The organism is Streptomyces sp. NBC_00536, assembly GCF_036346295.1.
GTDB lineage: Bacteria > Actinomycetota > Actinomycetes > Streptomycetales > Streptomycetaceae > Streptomyces.
In genome coordinates this window covers 4,002,401-4,022,140 of sequence record NZ_CP107819.1, presented here as the reverse complement: position 1 = coordinate 4,022,140, position 19,740 = coordinate 4,002,401, and the positions used below count along the sequence as shown (strand labels likewise).

Here is a 19,740-nt window from a genome sequence, read left to right as displayed (position 1 = left end):
GGTCAGTGCTGCTGGGGCGACTTGCCGAACAGCGAGCGGTACAGCTTGCCGTACAGCTCGGTGTTGTTCTGGCTCGCGGCGAAGGCGGCGCCGTTCGGGCCGTACGCGAAGATCGGCACGTCGGCACCGGTGTGGTTGCCGGACAGGTAGGTCAGCCAGAGGCTGGCGTCCGGGCTGCCGTCCTTGACCTCGGCCGGGTCGTTCGGCGTGCGGAAGGTGGCGGGAGCGAAGTTCTTCACGTCACCCGCGCCGGTGCCGTTGATCGGGCCGGTCGAGCGCACCGGGTCCTTGGCACCCGAAGCGGGGCGCGAGGTGGTGCTGTTGTTGGCCGGGTTGCCCGCGTCCGTGTTGGCCGGGGGAGCGACCGCCTCGGCGTTGGTGTAGGTGCCCTTTTCGATGATGTTGAAGCCGGCGCACTCGTGGTCCGCGGTCACGACGACCAGGGTGTGGCCGTCCTTCTTCGCGAAGTCGGTGGCCACCTTGACCGCGTCGTCGAAGGCCTTGATCTCGCCCAGGGTCTGGGCGGCGTCGTTGGCGTGCGACCGCTTGTCGATCTGGGCGCCCTCGACCTGGAGGAGGAAGCCCTTGCGGTTGCGGTCGTAGCCGCCGCGCTCACCGAGCAGCTGGATCGACTTGCGGGTCATGTCGGCGAGCGTCGGCTCCTGCTTCTGCGCGGCGTCCGCGGGCAGACCGGCCTTGGCCTGCTCGACGGTGAGGTTGCCGCGGTTGAAGAGGCCGATGACCTTCTTGCCGTTGGCCTGGGCCAGGTCGGTCTTGGTGGCGACCTTCTGGCTGGCGGCGGTCTGGGCCGGGAGCTTCGGGTCGCCGAAGCTGCCGAGCACCTGGTAGCCCTGGTCCTTGAGGGCCTTCTGGTCGTCCGGCTCGAAGCGGGCGAGGCCGCCGCCGAGGATGACGTCGGCGGTGCCGTTGTGCGCGATCTGCTCGGCGATCGGGGTCACCAGGGTCTTGTCCGCGGGCGCGGCCTCGTACGTACCGTCCTCCTTCTTGGGGAGGCAGGCGGCGTCGGAGTAGACCGGGCCCTGGCAGCCGCGCAGCAGCGCGTGGCTGAACTGGGCGGCCGGGGTGGCGTCGGTGATCTCGGCGGTGGAGACGTTGCCCGTGGCGAAGCCGGCCTTCTTGGCCTGCTCCATCAGCGTGGTGACGCGCTTCTCGTACGAGTCGACGCTCAGCGCGGCGTTGTAGGTCTTGACGCCCGTCGACCACGCGGTGGCCGAGCTGGCGGAGTCGGTGACGAGCGAGGGCTTCGAGGTGCCCTTCTCGACGGCGTACGTGGCGACCGCGCCGGTGTAGGGCAGGGTCTCCATGTTCAGCTTGCCGGACGCGCCGTAGAACCGGTCGCGGGCGGCCGTGACGTGGGTCCGGCCCATTCCGTCACCGAGCAGGTAGATGACGTTGCGGATCTCCCCCTGACCGCCGTGCTGGGGAGCCGAGTTGGCGGTGACCGCGGTGCCGGCGGCCAGGGCGCCGGTCAGGGCCAGTACGGTCAACGTCTTGGCAGGTCTGCGTCGCATGATGCGGGAGGTCCCCCTCGGAAATGAATGGCGCGGGCGCTCCGACGCTAAGAGCGGGACATGAACGGTGCGGTTTCCCCGGGTGACGTGGAGTCGAACAGCGCCGGGCTGAAATCGATCTTGTGTCCGATACCGGACCCGTTGTCAGACCCGTGCGTCACGCTGGGGGCATGGAGATCCGAGTCGATTTCGCCCTGGAACAGCAATTGGACGCCGTCCGGAAGGAGGCGGCCGACGGTGACGTGCGGGCGGCCGTCGACGCGGTGTTCGGGCACATGCACGGCGGGCGGGGACGCGGTCGCCGGGGCGGCAAGGCGCTCGTGGACCTGCTGGCGCAGGCCCGGTCCCGGGCGGCCTCGGCGGGCGAGTGGCAGGTCGTGCGGCTGCTCCAGGACTCCGTGGACTATGCGGAGGGGCGGATCCTCAAACCGGAGTTCGAGGAGCGCTACCGGCTGTACCTGGACGGCGCCGAGCGCAGCTGGCTCCTCCGGGATCTGGTGGGGATGACCCTGTGGGGAGGCGGTCAGTTCCTGACGGGGAAGGGCAAGGAATTCCTGGCCGAGCGGCCCGACGCCACCCCGGCCGAGCTGCTGGACTATCTGCGGAGCCTGGGGGAGGACGGCCGGTTCGTGGAGGCGCCGGCGGACCGGCCCGGGCGCTACCGCATACCCCGCGGGCGGGCGGAATGGGCGCTGCACATCGAGCAGGTGATCCGGCGGGAGCGGATCGAGGTGGCGGACCCGGAGGCCGAGGCGCGCCGGATCGCCGCCTCGCCCGAGGCGCTCGCCCTGCTCGCGGCCGACCGGGACGGGCGGCTCGCGCTGCGCGCCGCCGAACTCCAGCGGCGCGCGGCGCAACTCGCCGCCCTGCGCACGGTCGCCGAGGACCCCGTCGCCCTGGAGGCGGACCTCCAGCGGGCGCTGGAGGGACAGCACTGGATCTTCGGCGGCCGGTTCGTCGGCGAGGCCGTCCAGCGGCGGCTCGTCTCCGGGGACGAGGTGGACATACCGCTGATCCGCGGGGACGGCTCGCTCCACGTGGTGGAGCTGAAGCGGTCGATGGGCCTGCGCGGACCGCTGGTGAAGCGGCACCGTGGCGCCTGGGTGCCCGCCGCCGAGGTGCACGACGCCGTCGGTCAGGCCGTGAACTACCTGGTGGGGCTCGACGAGAACCGGGAGCGGCTGCGCGCCGACTTCGGCATCGAGACGCGCCGGGCGAGCGCGCTGGTCCTGATCGGCCACCCGGGGGCGCAGCCGGAGGTCCCGGAGCGGGAGATCCATGAGGCCCTGCGCACCTTCAACACGCACGTGAACCGGGTCGAGGTGCTCACCTACAAGGAGCTGATCGACAACGCGGAGCGCTCGCTCGGCGCGGCTGCCGTCCCCCGGTCCCGGTGATGGCCAGGGTGGAATGCGCCCGGCGACAGGATCCGGACGCATCGCACCCACCGCACCGGAGGCGCAGATGAACGAGATCGCACCCGCACCCGCATCCATCCCCTTCACGGCCGCCGACGTGCACGGGCTGCGGGAGGCGCTGGAGGAGGTCGTCGCCGACGGGGCGGCCCCGGGCGGAGTGGTGGTCTGCGGCACGGCCGCGGGGGACCGTACGGTCCTGTCGGCCGGGGTGGTCTCCCCGTTCACCAACCCGCGGACCCCCGACGAGCACACCGTCTATGACATCGCGTCCCTCACCAAGGTCACCGCGACCTGGCCGCTCGTCGGCCGCGCCGTGGCGGCGGGGCTGCTGGACCTGGACGCGCCCGTACGGGAGTTCCTGCCGCCGATGGACGAGGGCCTCGGCCACCTGTCCGGGGCCCGGACCACGGTGCGGCAGCTGCTCTCGCACACCTCCGGCCTGCGCGCGGCCACCCGCTTCGACCTGTACGACCTGACCGAGCGCCCGCTGCACGAGCTGATCTGCCGCGAGCCCCTGGAGAACATCCCGGGCACCCACCGCTACATCAACCGGGGGTACGTGCTGCTCGGCCTGGCCCTCGCCCATGTGCACAGAGAGCCGCTGGACCGGCTCGCCGCCGCGTTCTGGGCCGGGCTGGGCATGGACCGTACAGCCTACGGCCCGCTCGCCCAGTCCCCCGAGGTCGCGCCGACCGAGCACCGCGACGGCCACGACCGGCTGTGGGGCGCGGTGCACGACGAGAACGCGGCGGCGATGGGCGATGTCGCCGGGCACGCGGGGGTGTTCGCGCCCGCAGCGGACCTCGCGACCTATGCGGAGCACCTGCTGTCGGCGGGTCCGGGCAGCCCGCTCGGCGACTGGCTGGCCGCGAGCCTGGTCCCCGTCGCGGAGATCGATCCCGGCCTGCACCGGGGGCTGGGGTGGATCGTGGGGGCCGGGGGCGCCGTGGCCCACCACCACGGTTTCACCGGGGCCAGCCTGTTCCTCGCGCCCGCCGCCGGGCGGTACGTGGTCATCACGGCCAACGCCGTCCACGACGGGGCCGCCGCCCGCACCCGGATCGCCCCGCTGCGCGAGCGCGTCCTCAAGACGCTGACGCGGAGCGGCGGGGAGTGAAGATCCGGTCGAGGTGGTGGCGCAGGACCGCGACGGCCGACTCGGGGCCCCGCTGGCCCACCAGGATGCTGGTGCCCAGGGTCGCGGCCATGGCGAGCAGGCTGATCGCCTCGGTGCGCGCGTCGGCGTCCGGATCGGCCTGCCCGGTGTCCTGTGCCGCGCGGATCAGGCCGGTCAGCGCGTCCTCGGCGGCGTCGGGGTTGGCGATGAACGGCTGGGCGGCCAGCGCCTCGTCGGTCACGGACAGGATCGCGTAGGAGCTGTAGAGCAGGTGGAAGGTGCGGCTCTCCGGGTCGGTGGGGAGCGAGGCGAGGATCAGGGCCTCGGCGGCTGCGCGCGGGCCGGGGGCGGGGCCCGCGGCGGCGAGGCGGGCGCCGACGCGCGCCGTGAAGCGGTCGGTGAGGTGCTGGAGTCCGTAGAGGAGGAGCTTCTCCTTGGTCTCGAAGTAGTACTGCACGAGCCGGAGCGACACCCCGGCCTCGGCCGCCACGTCGCGCATGCCGACGGCGTGCAGTCCGCGGCGTCCGGCGACCCGGACGAGCGCTTCGGCGATCTGGGTGCGCCGTTCCTCGTGGTCCACGCGCTTCGGCATGTTGGGGGTGTCTCCGCCTGTAGGTGAGGGGTGGGGGTGAGGGGCCGCGTGGGCCGCGGTCCCTTTTTCATGATACCGCTGTACCAAGATCGTGGTACGGTCGTATCACGAAGGCCGCGAAGGTCACGAAGAACCGATCTCCTGGAGGTGCCACCGTGTCCGACACCACGACCACCCGCGTCCGCCGCGACATCGGCCGCTACGTCAACGACACCCTGCGCGACCGCTACTTCGCCGCCTGCGACGCCGTCTACGCCCTGGGCGCGCCCGCGCGCTCCGAGACCGACGTGGAGACGAGCTTCGGCACCACGCACGTCTACCGGTACGGCCCCACGGACCCCGCCGCCGCGTCCCGTACGCCTGTGGTCCTGATCCACGGCTCCGGCGGCTGTTCCGCGCAGTGGTACCCCAACACCGCCGCGCTCAGCGCCGACCGCCCCGTCTACGCCCTCGACACCCCGGGCGACCCCGGCCGCAGCGTGCAGCGCGAGGTGATGTGGCAGCCCGAGCGCGCCGCCCAGTGGCTCGACGAAGCCCTCGACGCGCTCGGCCTCGACCGGGTGCACCTGGTCGGCTCCTCCTACGGAGGCTGGCTGGTCATCAACATGGCGCACCGCAGGCCCGGGCGGCTCGCCTCCGTCACGGCCCTCGACCCGGGCGGCCTGGAGAAGGTCGGCTTGCGGTTCTTCGTCTGGATCTTCGTCAGCCTCTTCGCCACCTTCGCGCCCAAGGCGCTGCGGCCGCGGCTGGCGTCCTGGCTGGAGCAGCCGGTGCTCGTCGTCCCGGAACTGCGCGCCTGGGTCCAGGCCGGCGTGCGCGCCTTCCGGATCCGCCGGCCCGCCCCGCTGCCGCTGTCGGACGCGGAACTGGGCTCGATCCGGACGCCGTTCTACCTGATCATGGGCAAGCGCAGCCTGCTCGTGCACCCGAAGCGGCAGGTGGAGCGGGTGCCGCGGGTGATCCCGGGCGCGCGGGCCGAGATCGTCGCCGCCACCGGGCACGGGCCGCAGATCGACCACCCCGAGCTGGTCAACGCCCGGATGCTGAGCTTCATGGAGGACATCGACTCCCTGGACCCGGCCGTCGCGTGACGCCGTCGCGTGACGTGACGCGAAAAACCGCACACCCCCTGGGCCGTTGGCCGGCCAGGGGGTGTGCGGACTCCGGGGACCGTCGGGGGTGGCGGGGGGGCCCGGAGGGTTCAGGGGGTGACGGCACCCGACGACGGAACGCGGGCGTCCTGTACACCCGCGCCCGCCGCCGAAGCACCGCCCGCGGCGCCGGGCGAAGCCGTCCGGTCCGCGCGGTCCGCGCCCTTGTCCGTGCCGGGATCCGCCGCCGCGGACCCCGTGTTCCCCGGGCCGCCGCATGCGGTCAGCGCCAGCGCGAGCCCGGCCGTGACGGTGGCGACCAGGGTCGCGGTGCGTCGGCGGGTGGTGCGCATGAGGGAACTCCCCGGTTCTCAAGGGTCGGCACGGGTTAGGGGCCGCCCGTGCGTTCACCACTGTGCCGGGGAGCGCTGGCGTGGTGATCACGCGACGCTGACGTTCCGCTGACGTCCTCGGATCACGCGTCACACGGGGCGCTCACGCCCGTACGGTCTGGCGCGCGGCCACCTCGGCGTACCGGGCCCGGTACGCCGTCCCGTCCACCCCGCGAGCCCCGTCGCCCGCATCGGTGTCCGACAGCTGGAGCAGCGCGCCGAGCGCCCGCTCCGCGCCCTCGTCGAAGCCGGACGATTCGGCCGCCCGCGCGGCCTCGTCCAGGCACCGGATGCCCTCGGTCCGCTCGCCGAGCGCCACCAGCGCCTCCCCGGTCGCGGCGAGCAGCAGCACCCGCGTCGGGGACTCCGCGGCCGGGGCCCGGACGGCCCCCGCGGCCGTGGTGCTCTCCAGGGCCTCGCGCCACTCCCCGGAGCCGAGCTGGTGCCGGGACAGGTGGTAGAGCGCGAGGCGTTCGGTGGCCGGGTCACCGGCCTCACGGGCCAGTTCGGCGGCCCGTACGCACCCCCGCGCCGCCACGTCGAGTTCGCCGAGCGCGGCCCGCGCCAGGGACAGGTTGACCAGCGCGGTGGCCTGAGCGCCGCGGTCGCCCGCCCGGGCGGCCAGCAGGCAGGCGGCTTCGAGGTGCGCCATGGCCTCCTCGGGCCGCCCCTCCTCGGTCAGCACCCAGCCGAGGAGGGCGAGGACCCGGGACTGGCCGTGCGGGTCCTCGTCGGCCCGGGCCGAGTCGAGGGCCGTGCGCAGGAGCGGGGCCCAGCCGTCGAGGACCCGCCACACCATCAGCGGCCACAGGGACAGCACGATCCGCCAGGCCCGGCCGTGCAGCCCGGCGGCGTGCGCCGCCGCCGCGGCGAGGGCCAGGTCCTCGCGCTGCGCCGTGTACCAGGCCATCGCCTCGTCGCGGTCGCGGAACTCCCGTACCTCCTGGGGCCGGCCGAAGTCCGCGGGCGTCGCGAAGCACGGCGTACCGTCCCGCTCCGCGGCCCCGGCCGCCGCGAGGCCGGTGGCGATGTAGAGGTCCAGCAGCCGCGGCAGTGCCTCCGGGCCGGTCTCCATGTCGCGCGCGTAGAGCCGTACGAGATCGTGCAGCACCCACCGCCCCGGCGCGCCGTACGTCAGCAGGTGGGCGGCGGCGAGCTGGTCGAGGGCCGCCTCCGCCTCCGCCGGACCGGTGCCCGCCAGGGCCGCCGCCACATCACGGTCGATGTGCGTGCCGGGGTGGCGGCCGAGGTGGGCGAGCTGGTGCGCGGCGCCCGGCGGGAGGCGGCGCACCGACAGGTGCAGGGCGGCGCGGACGCCCGTGTCCTCGGCGTCGAGCAGGCCCAGCCTGCGCGTGGTGTCCGAGAGTTCCGCCGCCATGGCCGTCAGGCTCAGGTGCGGCTGGTCCGCGAGCCGGGCCGCGGCGACCCGCAGCGCGAGGGGCAGCCCGTCGCACAGCCGGGCCAGCTGCCGGGCGGCCAACGGCTCGGTGTGCACCCGGTCCGTGCCGAGCACCGCGGCGAGCAGCGCCGTACCGTCCTCCGGTCCCAGGACGCCGAGCGGGACCGGGCGGGCCGCGTCCGAGGCGATCAGGCCGCGCAGCCGGTGGCGGCTGGTGACGACGGTGACGCACTCGCTCCCGCCCGGCAGCAGCGGACGCACCTGCTCCGAGGCGCGCACGTTGTCGAGGACGATCAGCAGCCGGCGGCCCGCGGTCAGCGAGCGGAACAGGGCTGCGGCACGGGTCACCGTTTCCGGCAGGCGCAGCGGCTCGACGCCCAGCGCCAGCAGGAACTCCCGCAGCACGTCGAGCGGCGCGGCCTCGCCGGTGTCGCTGAAACCGCGCAGGTCGGCGTGGAGGCGGCCGTCCGGGAACCGGTCCTGGTGCAGGTGCGCCCAATGGACCACGAGGGCGCTCTTGCCGACCCCGGCGGGCCCGGTGACCAGGCATACGGGGGCCTCCGCGGCGGTGGCCCCGGACAGCGCGGCCAGCTCCGCCTCGCGCCCGTGGAAGCCGCGCGGCGGGCGGGGCATCAGGTCGAGGGTGTCGGCGTACCGGGTGCGCGGGGCCGGGATCCGGGGCGGGGCGTACGCCCCCTCGCGCGCGGCGCCGGTGCGCCCGCCGTGGTCCTCGGCGCCGCTCCGCGCGCCGGGGCCGCTCTGCCCGGTCTCGCAGCTCTGGCCGCGCAGGGCCGCCGCGTAGGCGTCGCTCAGCTCGTCCCCGGGATCGACGCCGAGCTCCTCGGCGAGCAGGCGCCGGGTGTGGTGGAACCAGTCCAGCGCCTCCGAACGCCGCCCGGCCCGCCGCAGGGCCGTCACCAGCGCGGCGGCCAGCGATTCGCGCAGCGGGTGGGCGCCGGCCTCGGCGCGCAGCACGGCCGCGGCCTGCGCGTGGGCGCCGAGCCGCCCGTACCCGGCGGCCAGGTGTTCCACCGTGGTGAGCCGCAGCTCCTCCAGCGCGTCCGCGGCCAGCTGCAGCGGCGGGGTGGGGTGCACGCCGGTCAGCGCGGGCCCGCGCCACAGGGCCAGGGCCTCCTGGTACATGACCACGGAATCCCCGACCGAACACTGCCCCTGGGCCCGCGTGACCATCTCCTCGAAGCGGTGCGCGTCCAGCAGCGCCTCCGGCATCCGCAGCACGTAAGCCGCGCCCTGGGTGGCCAACTCCACGCCGAACGAGCCGGCTTCGACGGTGTCCAGCAGGGTGCGCAGCCGGGACACGTGCCCCTGTATCACGCTGCGTGCGCGCGCCGGGGGCTCGCCGTCCCACAGCGAGGCGGTGAGCTGCCGCAGCGGAACGGGATGGTTGGGCCGCAGCAGCAACGCGGCCAGCAGGCTGGTCCGCTTGGCGGGCCCGAGCGGAAGGTCCCCGGCCTCACTCGCGACGGACACCGATCCGAGCAGCCTGAACTCCACCTGCTTGCACCCCCCGGCAGCAAAGAAACGCCAGCATATCGTCACGCTCCGACACTTCCCCGCACCGCGGGCCGACGCCCCGGGCGCCCCTCCCGGATGCGGTGGCCGCTCTCCTCAATTCGCCTGACCCGCCGCCGAGTTGGGATCAGCGGCACCGTACGCTCCGATCATGGACATTCTCATACCGAAGTGGCTGGAGCTGTCGGTCGGAGCGGTCGCGTTCCTCACCGTGTTCGGGTTCCTCGCGGCCGTTCTGCTGCCCCGCGTCAACCGGGTGCTCGCCGAGCGGGCGGACGCGATCGACGGGGGCATGGAGCGTTCCCAGGAGACCGCCGCGGAAGCGTCCCGGATCCTCGGCCAGTACCTCCAGGAGATCGCCGAAGCGCGGCACGATGCCGCGCGGTCGCGCCAGGAAGCCGTGGAACAGGGCACGGTGCTGCTGGCCGGGATCCGGGCCGAAGGGGTGCGGGAACGGGAGGCGATGACCGCCGCCGCCCGTGAACGGATCGCCGCCGAGCGGCTGGCCGCCGAGACGGAACTCCACGGTGACGTCGTCGCGCTGGCCGCCGAACTGGCCGGGCGCATCGTGGGCGAACCGCTGCACGGCCTCGTCGCGACGAGCGCCGCCGTCGCCCGCTTCCGCTCCGGCGCGGGCGACACGGCCGAGCCCGCCCGGGACTGAACCCGGTGATCAGACGGAGAGGGAGATCTCGGTCGACTTGATCAGCGCGACGACGGAGGAACCGGCGGTCAGGCCGAGGGCCTCGACGGCGTCCTTGGTGATCGCGGCGGTCAGCTCGCCGCCCTCGACGGAGACCTTGACGGAGCCCATGGCGCCACCGGTCGCGACGTCGGTGACGGTGCCCGCGATCTGGTTGCGGATGGAGATGCCCTCGACCGGGGCGGTCGCGAGGGAGACCTCGGTGGACTTCACGAGCGCCTTGACGGCGGTGCCCTCGGCGAAACCGAGGTCCTTGACGGCGTCGGTGGTGATCGCGGCGGTGATGTCCTGACCGCCCACCAGGCGGACCTTCACCGTGGACATGGCTTCGCCGGCCGTGACGGAGGTGATGGTGCCGGGGATCTGGTTGCGGATGCTCAGGCTCATGAAGTGACGCCTCACTCTGCTCGGTGGGGGAAAGCGGCCTTTGGACCGCAATATCGATCACGCTAGCCGCGTACGTCCCGCGGCGCGCGGAGCCGGTCTCATCCGCAAGGCGAATGGTCTTCACGGGTTGGCATTTTCGCCCGGCCGGATGTCACCACAATTCGGTCGCATTGCAGATGCCGGGTTTTCCTCCCTAAGGTGTGGCACATGCAGCACTACACCGTGGGTCAGGCCGCGCGCCTGCTGGGCGTCAGTACGGACACCGCCCGGCGCTGGGCCGACGCGGGCAAGGTCCCCACCTATCGCGAGGGCCCCGACGGCTCGGGGCGCCGGCTCATCGACGGCCGCGACCTGGCGGCGTTCGCGGCTGACCTCGCGCACCGGGACCAGGACGAGGACGAGCCGGTCCACAGCTCCGTCCGGAACTCCTTTCCGGGCATCATCACGGCCGTGAAACTCGGCGACGTGGCAGCCCAGGTGGAAATCCAGGCGGGCCCGCACCGGCTGGTTTCCCTGCTGACCCGGGAAGCCGTCGAGGAATTGGGGCTGGAGGTCGGAATGCAGGCCACGGCCCGGGTGAAATCCACCAGCGTCCACATCGACCGCACCTGACCGGCGCCTACGTGAAATGGCTCCGCGGGTACCGGATATCCGGTACCCGGCCCTCCCTCACCCTGGTGCTGCCCGCACTGCTGGCCGTCGCGTTCCTGCTGCTGCCGCTGATCGGCATCCTGGTGCGCACCGAATGGGGGGCGCTCGGCACCCACCTCACGAGCCCGCCGGTGGTCCTGGCCCTCAAGCTGTCGCTGCTCGTCTCCTTCGCGGCGCTCGGCCTGTCCCTGCTGCTCGGCGTGCCGCTGGCGTGGCTGCTGGCCCGGGTGGAGTTTCCCGGGAAGACCTCCGTCCGGGCCCTGGTCCTGCTGCCGATGGTGCTGCCGCCGACCGTCGGCGGTGTCGCCCTGCTGCTCGGCTTCGGGCGGCGCGGGCTGCTCGGGCCGTGGCTGGAGAGCACCTTCGGGATCGTGTTCCCCTTCCACACCTCGGGCGCCGTCCTCGCCGCGACCTTCGTCGCGATGCCGTTCCTCGTCATCAGCCTGGAAGGCACCCTCGCGGGCCTGAGGCCCTCCTACGAGGAGACCGCCTCCTCCCTCGGCGCCTCCCCGGTCCGGGTGTTCTTCACCGTCACCCTGCCGATGGTCGCCCCGGGGCTCGCCGCCGGAGCGGCCCTCGCCTGGGCCCGGGCGCTCGGCGAGTTCGGCGCGACGATCACCTTCGCGGGCAACCTCCCCGGTGCCACCCAGACCCTCCCGCTCCAGGTCTACCTCCTCCTCCAGGACGCCCCGGAAGCCGCGACCTCCGTCTCCCTGCTCCTGCTGGCCATCGCGATGGCCGTCCTGGTCGGCCTGCGCGGCCGCTGGACCGGATCGGTGAGCCGCCCCCGTACCGCCTCCGCGCCGGAACCCGCCGCCGCGGCCTTGGCCACCGCCGAACCACCGGCGCTCCCGCGGCCCACCGATCCCTGGCCGCTGCACGCCACCGTCACCGGCTTCAACGAACTGACCCTGGACGCGGAACCCGGCACCACCATCGCCGTCGTCGGCGAGAACGGCGCGGGCAAGACCACCCTCCTGCGCGCCCTCCTCGGCCTCACCCCCCGCGCCCACGCCGCATTGAAGCTGGGCGACCTCGACGTCACCGCCCTGCCCCCGCACAAACGCCAGGTCGCCTGGGTCCCCCAGGACGGCGCCCTCTTCCCCCACCAAACCGCCCTCGCCAACACCGCCTACGGACTGCGCGCCCGCGGAGTTCCACGCACCGAGGCCCGCGCCGAGGCACAGGCCTGGCTCGACCGGCTCGCCGTCGGCCACCTCGCCCACCGCAAACCCGCCCAGCTCTCCGGCGGCCAGGCCCAGCGCGTCGCCCTGGCCCGCGCCCTGGCCGCCCGCCCCCGCCTGCTCCTCCTCGACGAACCCCTCGCCGCCCTCGACCAGACCACCCGCGCGCGGGTGCGGCACACCCTGCGCACCCATCTCGCCGGCTTCGGCGGGGTCTGCCTGATCGTCACCCACGACCCCGTCGAGGCGGTCTCCCTGGCCGACCGGGTCCTCGTCCTGGCCGACGGCCGCACCCTCCAGGACGCCACCCCCGCCGAAGTCACCCGCCACCCACGCTCCCCGTGGGTGGCCCGCATGCTCGGCCGCAACGCCTGGCCCTGCACCGCGACCCGGGCCGGCCTCACCCTCGCCACCGGCGGCATCCTGGTCGCCGCGGACCCGCTCCCCGAGGGGGCCGAGGCGCTCGCGATCATCGCCCCGGAGTCGGTGTCCCTGCACCGCGAACGGCCCACGGGCAGCCCGCGCAACGTCTGGCGGGGGACCGTACGCGAGATCACCGTCGTCGGCAGCCGACTGCGCGTCCTGATCACCTCGGAGCAGACCCCCGACCTGATCGCCGAGATCACCCCGCAGGCCGCCGCCGACCTCGCCCTCGCGGACGGCGCCGAGATCTGGGCCGGCCTCAAGGCCACCGAGGTCACCCTCGTGGAACTCTGAGCGCCCCGGCACTGGAGCCGCCCGGTCCGCCTGGTCCGTCAGGCGCGGCGGGCGGCCCACACGGTGCGTTCGGTGCGGACCGCGAGGTCGGGGCGGCGCAGGATGCTGCGGGGGCCGCCGGTGTCGAGCAGTGCGTCGAGAGCGGCGCGGTCCTCGGCGGTGAGGGCGTGGGCGGCGTTGGCGCGCAGGCGCTCCAGGCTGCTGAGGGCGTAGCGGCCGACGGCCTCGTTGGCGGAGCCGTCGGTGCCGGAGCCGTCGACGTGCACGGCGATCGTACGGTCGTCCTCGACGGTGAACCCGGCGGCGGTCAGCCGGGGGCCCCAGTCGGCGCCGCGGTGCGGCAGGTGCCCGGCGTGGTGGTGCGCGAGCGCGGCGTGGCAGCGGTCCTCCAGGCCGGGCCGCTCCCGCGGGGCGTCGGCGGGCAGGAAGCGGGGGAACCCGGCCGGCTCGACGACGGCGAACAGGCCGCCGGGCGCGAGCAGGGCGTGGACCGTGCGCAGGGTGCGGTCGGGGTCGGCCAGGTGGTGCAGGGAGGCCGAGGCCCACACCAGCTCGGGCCTGCCGAGGCCGGGCCTGCCGAGGTCGGGCCACTCCGCGTCGAGATCGGGCCACTCCGCGTCGAGGTCGGCGGCCACCGTGCGCACCCGGTCGGCCAGACCGAGCGCCCGGGCCCGTACCCGCAGGCGCTCCAGATGGGCGGCCGAGGCGTCGACGGCGGTCACCTGCGCTCCGGGGAAGCGCGCGAGGAGGGCGAAGGTGCCGGTGCCGGTCCCGCAGCCCAGGTCCACGATGTGGCGCGGGTCCGCCCGGACGGGCAGCCGGGCGGTGATGGCCGCGGTGTGCTCGGCGAGCACCTCCGCGTCCAGGTCGAGGATCTCCGCCTGGTCGTGGACGTGGGGGGTGTGGGAGGCGTGGGAGGTGTGGTTCATGGCGGCCACGCTAGGACGGCCGTGCCGTTTCGGCATCACGCTTCCCGGACTGCGCAAGAGGAAGGGCGGGTCCCCTGCCGTATGCGCAAACCCCGGCCCGATCACCCGGCGTCCCTCCGCTCAGGTGTCGTCGCCGCCCTGGTGGCCGCGGCGGGCGTCGCGGTCGAAGATGCCGAGGATCTCGCAGGGCCCGCCCTCGGCGCCGATGGCGTGCGGCAGCATCGTGGGGAACTCGACCGCCTGGTTCGTCTCCACGCGCACGCGCCGGTTCCCCAGCAGCAGGACCGCCGTGCCGGACAGGACGACGAGCCATTCGCGGCCCGGATGGGCCCGCATCCGCGCGGGGCTGTCCGGGGGCGGGTTCGTCATGCGTTGCCGCACCACGCTCACGTCCGGGTCTGCCTTCATGGACCAGCGCATCAGGCCGTGGGCCGCGTCGATCACCGGGTGGGTGACGATGTCCTCGGCGGCGGTCTCGACGAGCTGGTCCAGCGAGGTGTCCAGGGCCCGGGCGAGGGTGACGAGCTGGTCCAGCGCGAGGCGCCGCCGGCCGTTCTCGATCCGGCTGAGCGTGGACTGGCTGATGTGGGCACGGGCGGCCAGATCGGCCAGGGACCAGCCCTGCGCCACGCGAAGGGCCCGGATCCGTTTGCGTACGAGGCTGTCCAGCTCCTCATTGTCTTGCGTCACGGGCGACACCGTATGCCCTCCGCGCAAGTGCTGCTTGAGGTCGGAAGCCCTTTACCGGGGGCGCCGGGTGGGTGATGCTGACCCGGCGTTGGAACGATGATCGACTTGGCGGGGGCCGGTCGGTGCAGAGGGCAGAGGGGGAGACCGCCGTGGTGCGCGTGGAGCTGCTGGGACCGGTACAGGTGTACGCCGAGGACGCGTCGCCGGTCGAAGTGGGCGGCGTACGGCTGCGGATGCTCCTCGCCCGGCTCGCCCTCGAAGAGGGCCGGACGGTGTCCGTCGACTCCCTCGTCAGCGGGCTGTGGGGAGAGCAACCGCCCGGCGACGCGGCCAACGCGCTCCAGGCGCTGGTGTCCAGGCTGCGCCGGGCGCTGCGCGGGATCGCGACGGTGGAGTCGGCCTCCGGCGGCTACCGGCTGCCGGTGCGGGCCGAGGACGTGGACGTCCACCGCTTCGAGGACCTGACCGCCCGGGGGCGGCGGGAGCTCGCGGCGGGCCGGGCCGGGGAAGCGGCCCCGCTGTTCGCGGCGGCGCTCGGGCTGTGGCGGGGCGCCGCGCTCGCCGATGTCCGCGACGCCCCGTTCGCCGGTCCCGTCGCGACCCGGCTGGAGGACCTGCGGACCGCGGCGGCCGAGGACCGCTGCGAGGCCGAGCTGCGGCTCGGACGGTACGGGGAGGTGCTGGCCGATCTGGAGGCGGCGGGCGCCGAGCGGCCGCTCGGCGAACGGGTCGCCGGGCTGCGGATGCGGGCGCTGGCGGCGGCCGGACGGCAGTCCGACGCCCTCGCGGTGTACGAGGCGATCCGGGAGCGGCTCGGCGAAGAACTCGGCGTCGACCCGTCGGCCGATCTGCGGGAGATCCATCTGGCCCTGCTGCGCGGCGAGTTGGAGACGCCCGCCGAGCGGGCCGAGGCGGCCCCGAGCCGCCTCCCGGCCCGGCTCACCAGCTTCGTCGGCCGTGACGGCGAACTGGACCGGCTCGCCGGACAGCTGGCCCACGGCCGGCTCGTCACCATCGTCGGCCCCGGCGGCGCGGGCAAGACCCGGCTCTCCCTCGAAGCGGCCGCCCGGGACCGGGCCCACGCGCGCGGCCGGGTCTGGTTCGTCCCGCTCGCCGGTGTGAGCGCGCCGGACCAGCTCGCGGACGCCGTCCTCGGCGCGCTCAGCTCCACCGACGGCCGCCTCTACGACTCCGGCCAGGGGCGGCCGGCGACCCCGGTCGAGCGGATGGCCGGGCTCTTCGGCAGCGGCGACGCCCTGCTCCTGCTCGACAACTGCGAGCACCTCGTCGAGGCGGCCGCCGAACTGGCCGCCGAACTCCTCGACCAGCTGCCGGAGTTGCGGATCCTCGCCACCAGCCGGGAGGCCCTCGCCATCACCGGCGAGTCCCTGTGCCACCTCGGCCCCCTCGACGTGCCGACGGGCTCGCCGGAACCCGCCGAGGCGGCGGCCTCGCCCGCGGTCCGCCTCTTCGTCGACCGGGCCGCCGGGGTCCGCCCGGACTTCACGCTCGACGACCCGACCCTCGACGCCGTGGTCGAGGTGTGCCGACGGCTCGACGGGATGCCGCTCGCCCTCGAACTGGCCGCGGCCAAGCTCCGCTCGATGAGCGCCCCGCAGATAGCGCGCCGCCTCGACGACCGCTTCCGGCTGCTCGCCTCGGGCAGCCGCACCGCCCTGCCCCGCCAGCGCTCCCTGCTCGCGCTCGTCGAGTGGAGCTGGGACCTGCTGGACGAACCCGAGCGGATCCTCGCCCGCAGGCTGTCGGTCTTCCCGGGCGGCGCGACCGTCACCGCGCTCGAAGCGGTCTGCGCGGACGACTCGCTCCCGGCCGCCGACATCGCGTACGTGCTGGACGCCCTGGTGGAGAAGTCGCTGGTCGTGGCCGCCGACGAAGGCGCGGGCGAGCCGCGCTACCGGATGTTCGAGACGGTACGGGCGTACGCGGCCCGCCGGTTGGCCGAGGCCGAGGCCGCGCCCGCGTCCGGGTCCGGGTCCGGGGACGCCGTGACCGGGCGGTACGCCGCGTACTTCCTGGCCCTCGCGGAGGAGCACGAACCCCGCCTGCGCACCCGCGACCAGCTGCGGGCGATCGAGGTCTTCGACGCCGAACACGACAACCTCGTCCTCGCGCTGCGCTCGGTCGCCGAAGCCGGGGACGCGGACCTGGCCGCGCGCTTCGCCGGGGCGATGTTCTGGTACTGGGGGATCCGGGGGCTCAGCGCCCGGCTCGACACCTACCTCGCGCAGGCCCCCGGGCCGCGGTCCGCAGGGGCGGCGCGTGGCGGACGTACGCCTGAACACACGCCTGAACCTACGCCTGAACACACGCCCGCCGAGGGCGAGTCGGCGACGGCCCGCGAGTTCCACCCGGCCCTGCTGCTCCTGCGGATGTCCCGGGTCTCCCCGCCCACCGGCGTACGGGCGCCAAGCGACCCCCTGGAATCGCCCGACCCCTGGGTCCGGGCCACCGCCCACCTGGCCCGGGACTTCGCCCTCACCGAACAGGGCGACCTGGACACCGGCGCCGCTTCCCGGATCGAGGCCCTGCGCGGCTTCGAGGAGGTGGGCGACCGCTGGGGGCTGGTGATGAGCCTGCTCCCGATCGGCCGCGACCACTCCCTGCGCGGCGAGTACGCGCAGGCCATCGCCACCTTCGAGCGGACCGTGGCGCTCAGCTCCGAACTCGGCACCGAGGACTACCTCTACCTCAGCAAGGCCAGGCTCGCCCGCGAACGCCGCCGCAGCGGCGACCTGGCGGGCGCCTTCCGCGATCTGCACGCCGCACACCGCCAGGCCCGCGAGCGCGGACAGCTGCGCCTGGAGGCCAACATCCTCGTGGGCCTGGCCAATGTGCACCGCAGGGCCGGTGACCTCGTGCGGTCCGACGCCACGCTCGACCGGCTGGAGGCGCTGGGCGACCGACGCCCCGCCCTGCGGGAACTGGCCCGCGACCTGATCGTCAGCACCCGCATCGAGAACCGCCTCGCCGCAGGGGACGCGGCCTCGGCCCGGGCCCTGCTGCCCGAAGCGGCAGGCGCCCTGCTCGGCCAGGGAGCGGGCGCCGCGCTCGCCTGGGTGGCCGAACTGCTCGGCGGGCTGCGGACGGCGGAGGGCGCCCCGGAGGAGGGCGCTCGCTCGCTCGGGATGAGCCAGGTGATGCGCGGAGCCTTCGACTGGGGCGAGCCCGAGTGGCGCGAGCTGGTCGACCGCATCGTGGCGGAGCTGGGCCGGGAGGGGTTCCAGCAGGCCTTCGACGAGGGGGCCGCGTACTCCCGCGCGGACGCGCTCCGGTGGCTGGAGGCGGAGACCCTGCGGGCGGCGCCGCGGAACTGACGCACACGCCGCGCGAAGACGTACGAAACGGCCGGGCGGGGCCCGCTCCACCCCCGTGGGTGCGGACCCCGCCCGGCCGGGCGCGTGACCGGCGGATCAGCCGGCGTTCTTGCGGTAGGCGCGGACGGCCAGCGGGAAGAAGACCACGATCACTCCGGCCATCCAGGCGAGCGTCCCGGTCAGGGAGTCGGCGACCGGACCGCCGTTGAGCAGCCCGCGGACCGTGTCCGCCACCAGGGAGACGGGGTTGACGTCCGACCAGGCCTGGAGCCAGCCCGCCATGCCCTCCCGGGGGACGAAGACGTTGCTGGCGAAGGTGAGCGGCAGGATGAGGATGGTCATCAGGCCCTGTACGGACGCCGGGTTCTTGATCAGCATGCCGAGGTACACCGAAGCCCAGGCGAAGCTGAGGGCGAAGCCGATGAGCAGGGCGACCGCGGCGAGCGCGGCGAGCGGACCGGTCTCGACCCGGTAGCCCATGACCAGGGCCAGGACGGCCACGGTGCCCAGGCAGACGACGTAGCGGACGATGTCGGCCAGGACCGCGCCGATCAGGGGGCTGGAGCGGGCGATCGGCATGCTGCGGAACCGGTCGAAGATCCCCGTACTGGCGTCCGCGCAGAGCGCAGCGCCGATGCCGACGCTGGCCTGGAAGACGGCCATGACCATCACACCGGGGACGACGAGCCGCAGGTAGCCGTCGGTGTCACCGCCGGACATGGCGTCCCCGAAGAGGTAGATGAACATCAGCAGGCAGATGATCGGGGTGAGGATCACGTCGACCAGCTGGATCGGCGACTTCATGAACTTGGTGACGCCCCGGCCGGCCAGGGCGAGGCTGTGCCGGAGGGTCTGGGCGGGGCCGATCCGGCCGGGGAGCGCGGTGTGGGAGGTGTGGGAGGCGTGGGCGGGGAGGGGCAGGGTGCTCATGGTGGGGACCTTCCGGGAGGTATGGGGGAGGGGGAGGGGAACCGGGCGGCCGGGGCTCAGGCGGCGGCGGGTCGGTCCTCCGCGGCGGTGGGCGCGTGCCCGGTCAGGGCCAGGAAGACCTCGTCCAGGCTGGGCAGCCGCAGGCCCAGTTCGTCGGCGGTGATGCCCGCGCCGTCCAGGCGGCGGGCGACCGCGGCGACCACCATCGGGTCGTCGGCGGGCACGGTGAGCACGCCGGAGTCCTGGGCGGGAACGTGTCCGGTCAGCTCGGTGAGCATCCCGGCGACCAGCGGCACGTCCGCGCCCAGGGTGGGCCGGACCTGGAGGATCTGGCCGCCGACACGGCGCTTGAGTTCACCGGGGCGGCCCTCGGCCACCTTGCGGCCCTTGTCGAAGACGGTGATGGAGTCGGCGAGCTGGTCGGCCTCCTCCAGGTACTGGGTGGTGAGCAGCACCGTGGACCCGTCGGCGATCAACTGCCGTACGACCTGCCAGACTTCCTGCCGGGCGTGCGGGTCCAGCCCGGTCGTGGGCTCGTCCAGGAAGAGCACCTGCGGCCGGCCGACCAGGGAGGCGGCGAGGTCGAGGCGCCGCCGCATGCCGCCGGAGAAGGTGGCGATCGGCTTGCGGGCCGCCTCGGAGAGGGAGAACCGCTCCAGCAGCTCCGCGCCCCGCGCCCTCGCGTCGCGCCGGGACAGGCCGAGCAGCCGCCCGATGAGCACCAGGTTCTCGGCGCCGGACAGGGTCTCGTCCACGGAGGCGTACTGACCGGTCAGCCCGATCAACTGCCGTACCTTGACCGGGTCCTTGACGATGTCGTGGCCGCCGATGGTGGCGTACCCGGCGTCGGGCCGCAGCAGCGTGGCCAGGATGCGGACGGTGGTGGTCTTCCCGGCGCCGTTGGGACCCAGCACGCCGACGACCTTGCCCGCCGGAACCTCCAGGTCCACCCCGTCCAGGGCGGTGAAGTCCCCGTACTTCTTGACCAGTCCTTCGGCCCGGATCGCGTACGCCATGCTCAACCACTCCTCGTCAGGTGCCCGTCGTTCTCGATGGCCCTGACGATGCGGGTCCCGGCTGACAGCGCGCGGACAGCCTGCTGACAGCGTGCGCGGCGGGCTGTCAGCCGGGGATCCCCTC

16 protein-coding genes are annotated in these 19,740 nt (G+C 74.2%); 7 read left to right on the top strand and 9 right to left on the bottom strand.

Annotated elements, in window-relative coordinates; all coding sequences use genetic code 11:
- Window positions 1-2: 2 nt before the first annotated feature.
- A complete protein-coding gene (locus tag OHS33_RS17520) occupies window positions 3-1,532 on the bottom strand; it encodes an alkaline phosphatase (protein WP_330331355.1) in 1,530 nt (509 codons plus the stop codon).
- 170 nt (window positions 1,533-1,702) lie between these two features.
- Here OHS33_RS17520 and OHS33_RS17515 point away from each other — a divergent pair, with 170 nt between their 5' ends.
- Both OHS33_RS17515 and OHS33_RS17510 read left to right on the top strand, forming a co-directional pair.
- A complete protein-coding gene (locus OHS33_RS17515; RefSeq protein WP_330331354.1) occupies window positions 1,703-2,929 on the top strand; it encodes a Shedu anti-phage system protein SduA domain-containing protein in 1,227 nt (408 codons plus the stop codon).
- A gap of 67 nt (window positions 2,930-2,996) precedes the next feature.
- On the top strand, window positions 2,997-4,067 hold the full coding sequence (locus OHS33_RS17510; protein WP_330331353.1) for a serine hydrolase domain-containing protein: 1,071 nt from the start codon (window positions 2,997-2,999) through the stop codon (window positions 4,065-4,067).
- On the opposite strand, the gene OHS33_RS17505 is transcribed toward OHS33_RS17510, so the two are convergent.
- Window positions 4,036-4,659 carry a TetR/AcrR family transcriptional regulator gene (locus OHS33_RS17505; RefSeq protein WP_330331352.1) on the bottom strand — a complete coding sequence of 208 codons (624 nt, stop codon included), beginning with the start codon at window positions 4,657-4,659 and terminating at the stop codon, window positions 4,036-4,038. The genes OHS33_RS17510 and OHS33_RS17505 overlap by 32 nt on opposite strands.
- 155 nt (window positions 4,660-4,814) lie before the next feature.
- Here OHS33_RS17505 and OHS33_RS17500 point away from each other — a divergent pair, with 155 nt between their 5' ends.
- Window positions 4,815-5,750, top strand: a complete 936-nt coding sequence (locus OHS33_RS17500; RefSeq protein WP_330331351.1) for an alpha/beta fold hydrolase — start codon at window positions 4,815-4,817, stop codon at window positions 5,748-5,750.
- Between the two features lie 110 nt (window positions 5,751-5,860).
- Here OHS33_RS17500 and OHS33_RS17495 read toward each other — a convergent pair whose 3' ends face one another.
- Window positions 5,861-6,103: a hypothetical protein gene (locus OHS33_RS17495; RefSeq protein WP_330331350.1), complete on the bottom strand. Its 243-nt coding sequence runs from the start codon at window positions 6,101-6,103 to the stop codon at window positions 5,861-5,863.
- 142 nt (window positions 6,104-6,245) lie between these two features.
- Window positions 6,246-9,056, bottom strand: a complete 2,811-nt coding sequence (locus OHS33_RS17490; RefSeq protein WP_330331349.1) for an AfsR/SARP family transcriptional regulator — start codon at window positions 9,054-9,056, stop codon at window positions 6,246-6,248.
- Between the two features lie 169 nt (window positions 9,057-9,225).
- Between OHS33_RS17490 and OHS33_RS17485 the strand changes: the two genes are divergently transcribed.
- Window positions 9,226-9,738 (top strand): F0F1 ATP synthase subunit B family protein, encoded by a 513-nt coding sequence (locus OHS33_RS17485; RefSeq protein WP_330331348.1) that lies wholly within the window; start codon window positions 9,226-9,228, stop codon window positions 9,736-9,738.
- A 9-nt stretch (window positions 9,739-9,747) separates the two neighbouring features.
- On the opposite strand, the gene OHS33_RS17480 is transcribed toward OHS33_RS17485, so the two are convergent.
- A complete protein-coding gene (locus OHS33_RS17480; RefSeq protein ID WP_330331347.1) occupies window positions 9,748-10,164 on the bottom strand; it encodes a TOBE domain-containing protein in 417 nt (138 codons plus the stop codon).
- A gap of 207 nt (window positions 10,165-10,371) precedes the next feature.
- On the opposite strand from OHS33_RS17480, the gene OHS33_RS17475 reads away from it, so the two are divergent.
- Complete coding sequence (locus tag OHS33_RS17475) at window positions 10,372-10,776, top strand: TOBE domain-containing protein (protein ID WP_330331346.1); 405 nt, start codon at window positions 10,372-10,374, stop codon at window positions 10,774-10,776.
- A gap of 11 nt (window positions 10,777-10,787) precedes the next feature.
- A complete protein-coding gene (locus tag OHS33_RS17470; RefSeq protein ID WP_330331345.1) occupies window positions 10,788-12,716 on the top strand; it encodes an ABC transporter permease in 1,929 nt (642 codons plus the stop codon).
- A gap of 38 nt (window positions 12,717-12,754) precedes the next feature.
- Here the strand turns inward: OHS33_RS17470 and OHS33_RS17465 are convergent, their stop codons facing one another.
- On the bottom strand, window positions 12,755-13,645 hold the full coding sequence (locus OHS33_RS17465) for a class I SAM-dependent methyltransferase (RefSeq protein ID WP_330331344.1): 891 nt from the start codon (window positions 13,643-13,645) through the stop codon (window positions 12,755-12,757).
- A gap of 120 nt (window positions 13,646-13,765) precedes the next feature.
- Window positions 13,766-14,335: an XRE family transcriptional regulator gene (locus OHS33_RS17460; RefSeq protein ID WP_330331343.1), complete on the bottom strand. Its 570-nt coding sequence runs from the start codon at window positions 14,333-14,335 to the stop codon at window positions 13,766-13,768.
- Window positions 14,336-14,457: 122 nt separating this feature from the next.
- On the opposite strand from OHS33_RS17460, the gene OHS33_RS17455 reads away from it, so the two are divergent.
- Window positions 14,458-17,670, top strand: a complete 3,213-nt coding sequence (locus OHS33_RS17455) for a BTAD domain-containing putative transcriptional regulator (protein ID WP_330331342.1) — start codon at window positions 14,458-14,460, stop codon at window positions 17,668-17,670.
- A 96-nt stretch (window positions 17,671-17,766) separates the two neighbouring features.
- Here OHS33_RS17455 and OHS33_RS17450 read toward each other — a convergent pair whose 3' ends face one another.
- Window positions 17,767-18,600 carry an ABC transporter permease gene (locus OHS33_RS17450; protein WP_330331341.1) on the bottom strand — a complete coding sequence of 278 codons (834 nt, stop codon included), beginning with the start codon at window positions 18,598-18,600 and terminating at the stop codon, window positions 17,767-17,769.
- Window positions 18,601-18,656: 56 nt separating this feature from the next.
- On the bottom strand, window positions 18,657-19,616 hold the full coding sequence (locus tag OHS33_RS17445) for an ATP-binding cassette domain-containing protein (RefSeq protein WP_330331340.1): 960 nt from the start codon (window positions 19,614-19,616) through the stop codon (window positions 18,657-18,659).
- Window positions 19,617-19,740: the final 124 nt, after the last annotated feature.

Excerpts from the sequence above, each read along its gene's own strand:
- OHS33_RS17520 (WP_330331355.1), bottom strand. The coding sequence starts at position 1,532 with ATGCGACGCAGACCTGCCAAGACGTTGACCGTACTGGCCCTGACCGGC.
- OHS33_RS17515 (WP_330331354.1), top strand. The coding sequence starts at position 1,703 with ATGGAGATCCGAGTCGATTTCGCCCTGGAACAGCAATTGGACGCCGTC.
- OHS33_RS17510 (WP_330331353.1), top strand. The coding sequence starts at position 2,997 with ATGAACGAGATCGCACCCGCACCCGCATCCATCCCCTTCACGGCCGCC.
- OHS33_RS17505 (WP_330331352.1), bottom strand. The coding sequence starts at position 4,659 with ATGCCGAAGCGCGTGGACCACGAGGAACGGCGCACCCAGATCGCCGAA.
- OHS33_RS17495 (WP_330331350.1), bottom strand. The coding sequence starts at position 6,103 with ATGCGCACCACCCGCCGACGCACCGCGACCCTGGTCGCCACCGTCACG.
- OHS33_RS17485 (WP_330331348.1), top strand. The coding sequence starts at position 9,226 with ATGGACATTCTCATACCGAAGTGGCTGGAGCTGTCGGTCGGAGCGGTC.
- OHS33_RS17480 (WP_330331347.1), bottom strand. The coding sequence starts at position 10,164 with ATGAGCCTGAGCATCCGCAACCAGATCCCCGGCACCATCACCTCCGTC.
- OHS33_RS17475 (WP_330331346.1), top strand. The coding sequence starts at position 10,372 with ATGCAGCACTACACCGTGGGTCAGGCCGCGCGCCTGCTGGGCGTCAGT.
- OHS33_RS17465 (WP_330331344.1), bottom strand. The coding sequence starts at position 13,645 with ATGAACCACACCTCCCACGCCTCCCACACCCCCCACGTCCACGACCAG.
- OHS33_RS17450 (WP_330331341.1), bottom strand. The coding sequence starts at position 18,600 with ATGAGCACCCTGCCCCTCCCCGCCCACGCCTCCCACACCTCCCACACC.
- OHS33_RS17445 (WP_330331340.1), bottom strand. The coding sequence starts at position 19,616 with ATGGCGTACGCGATCCGGGCCGAAGGACTGGTCAAGAAGTACGGGGAC.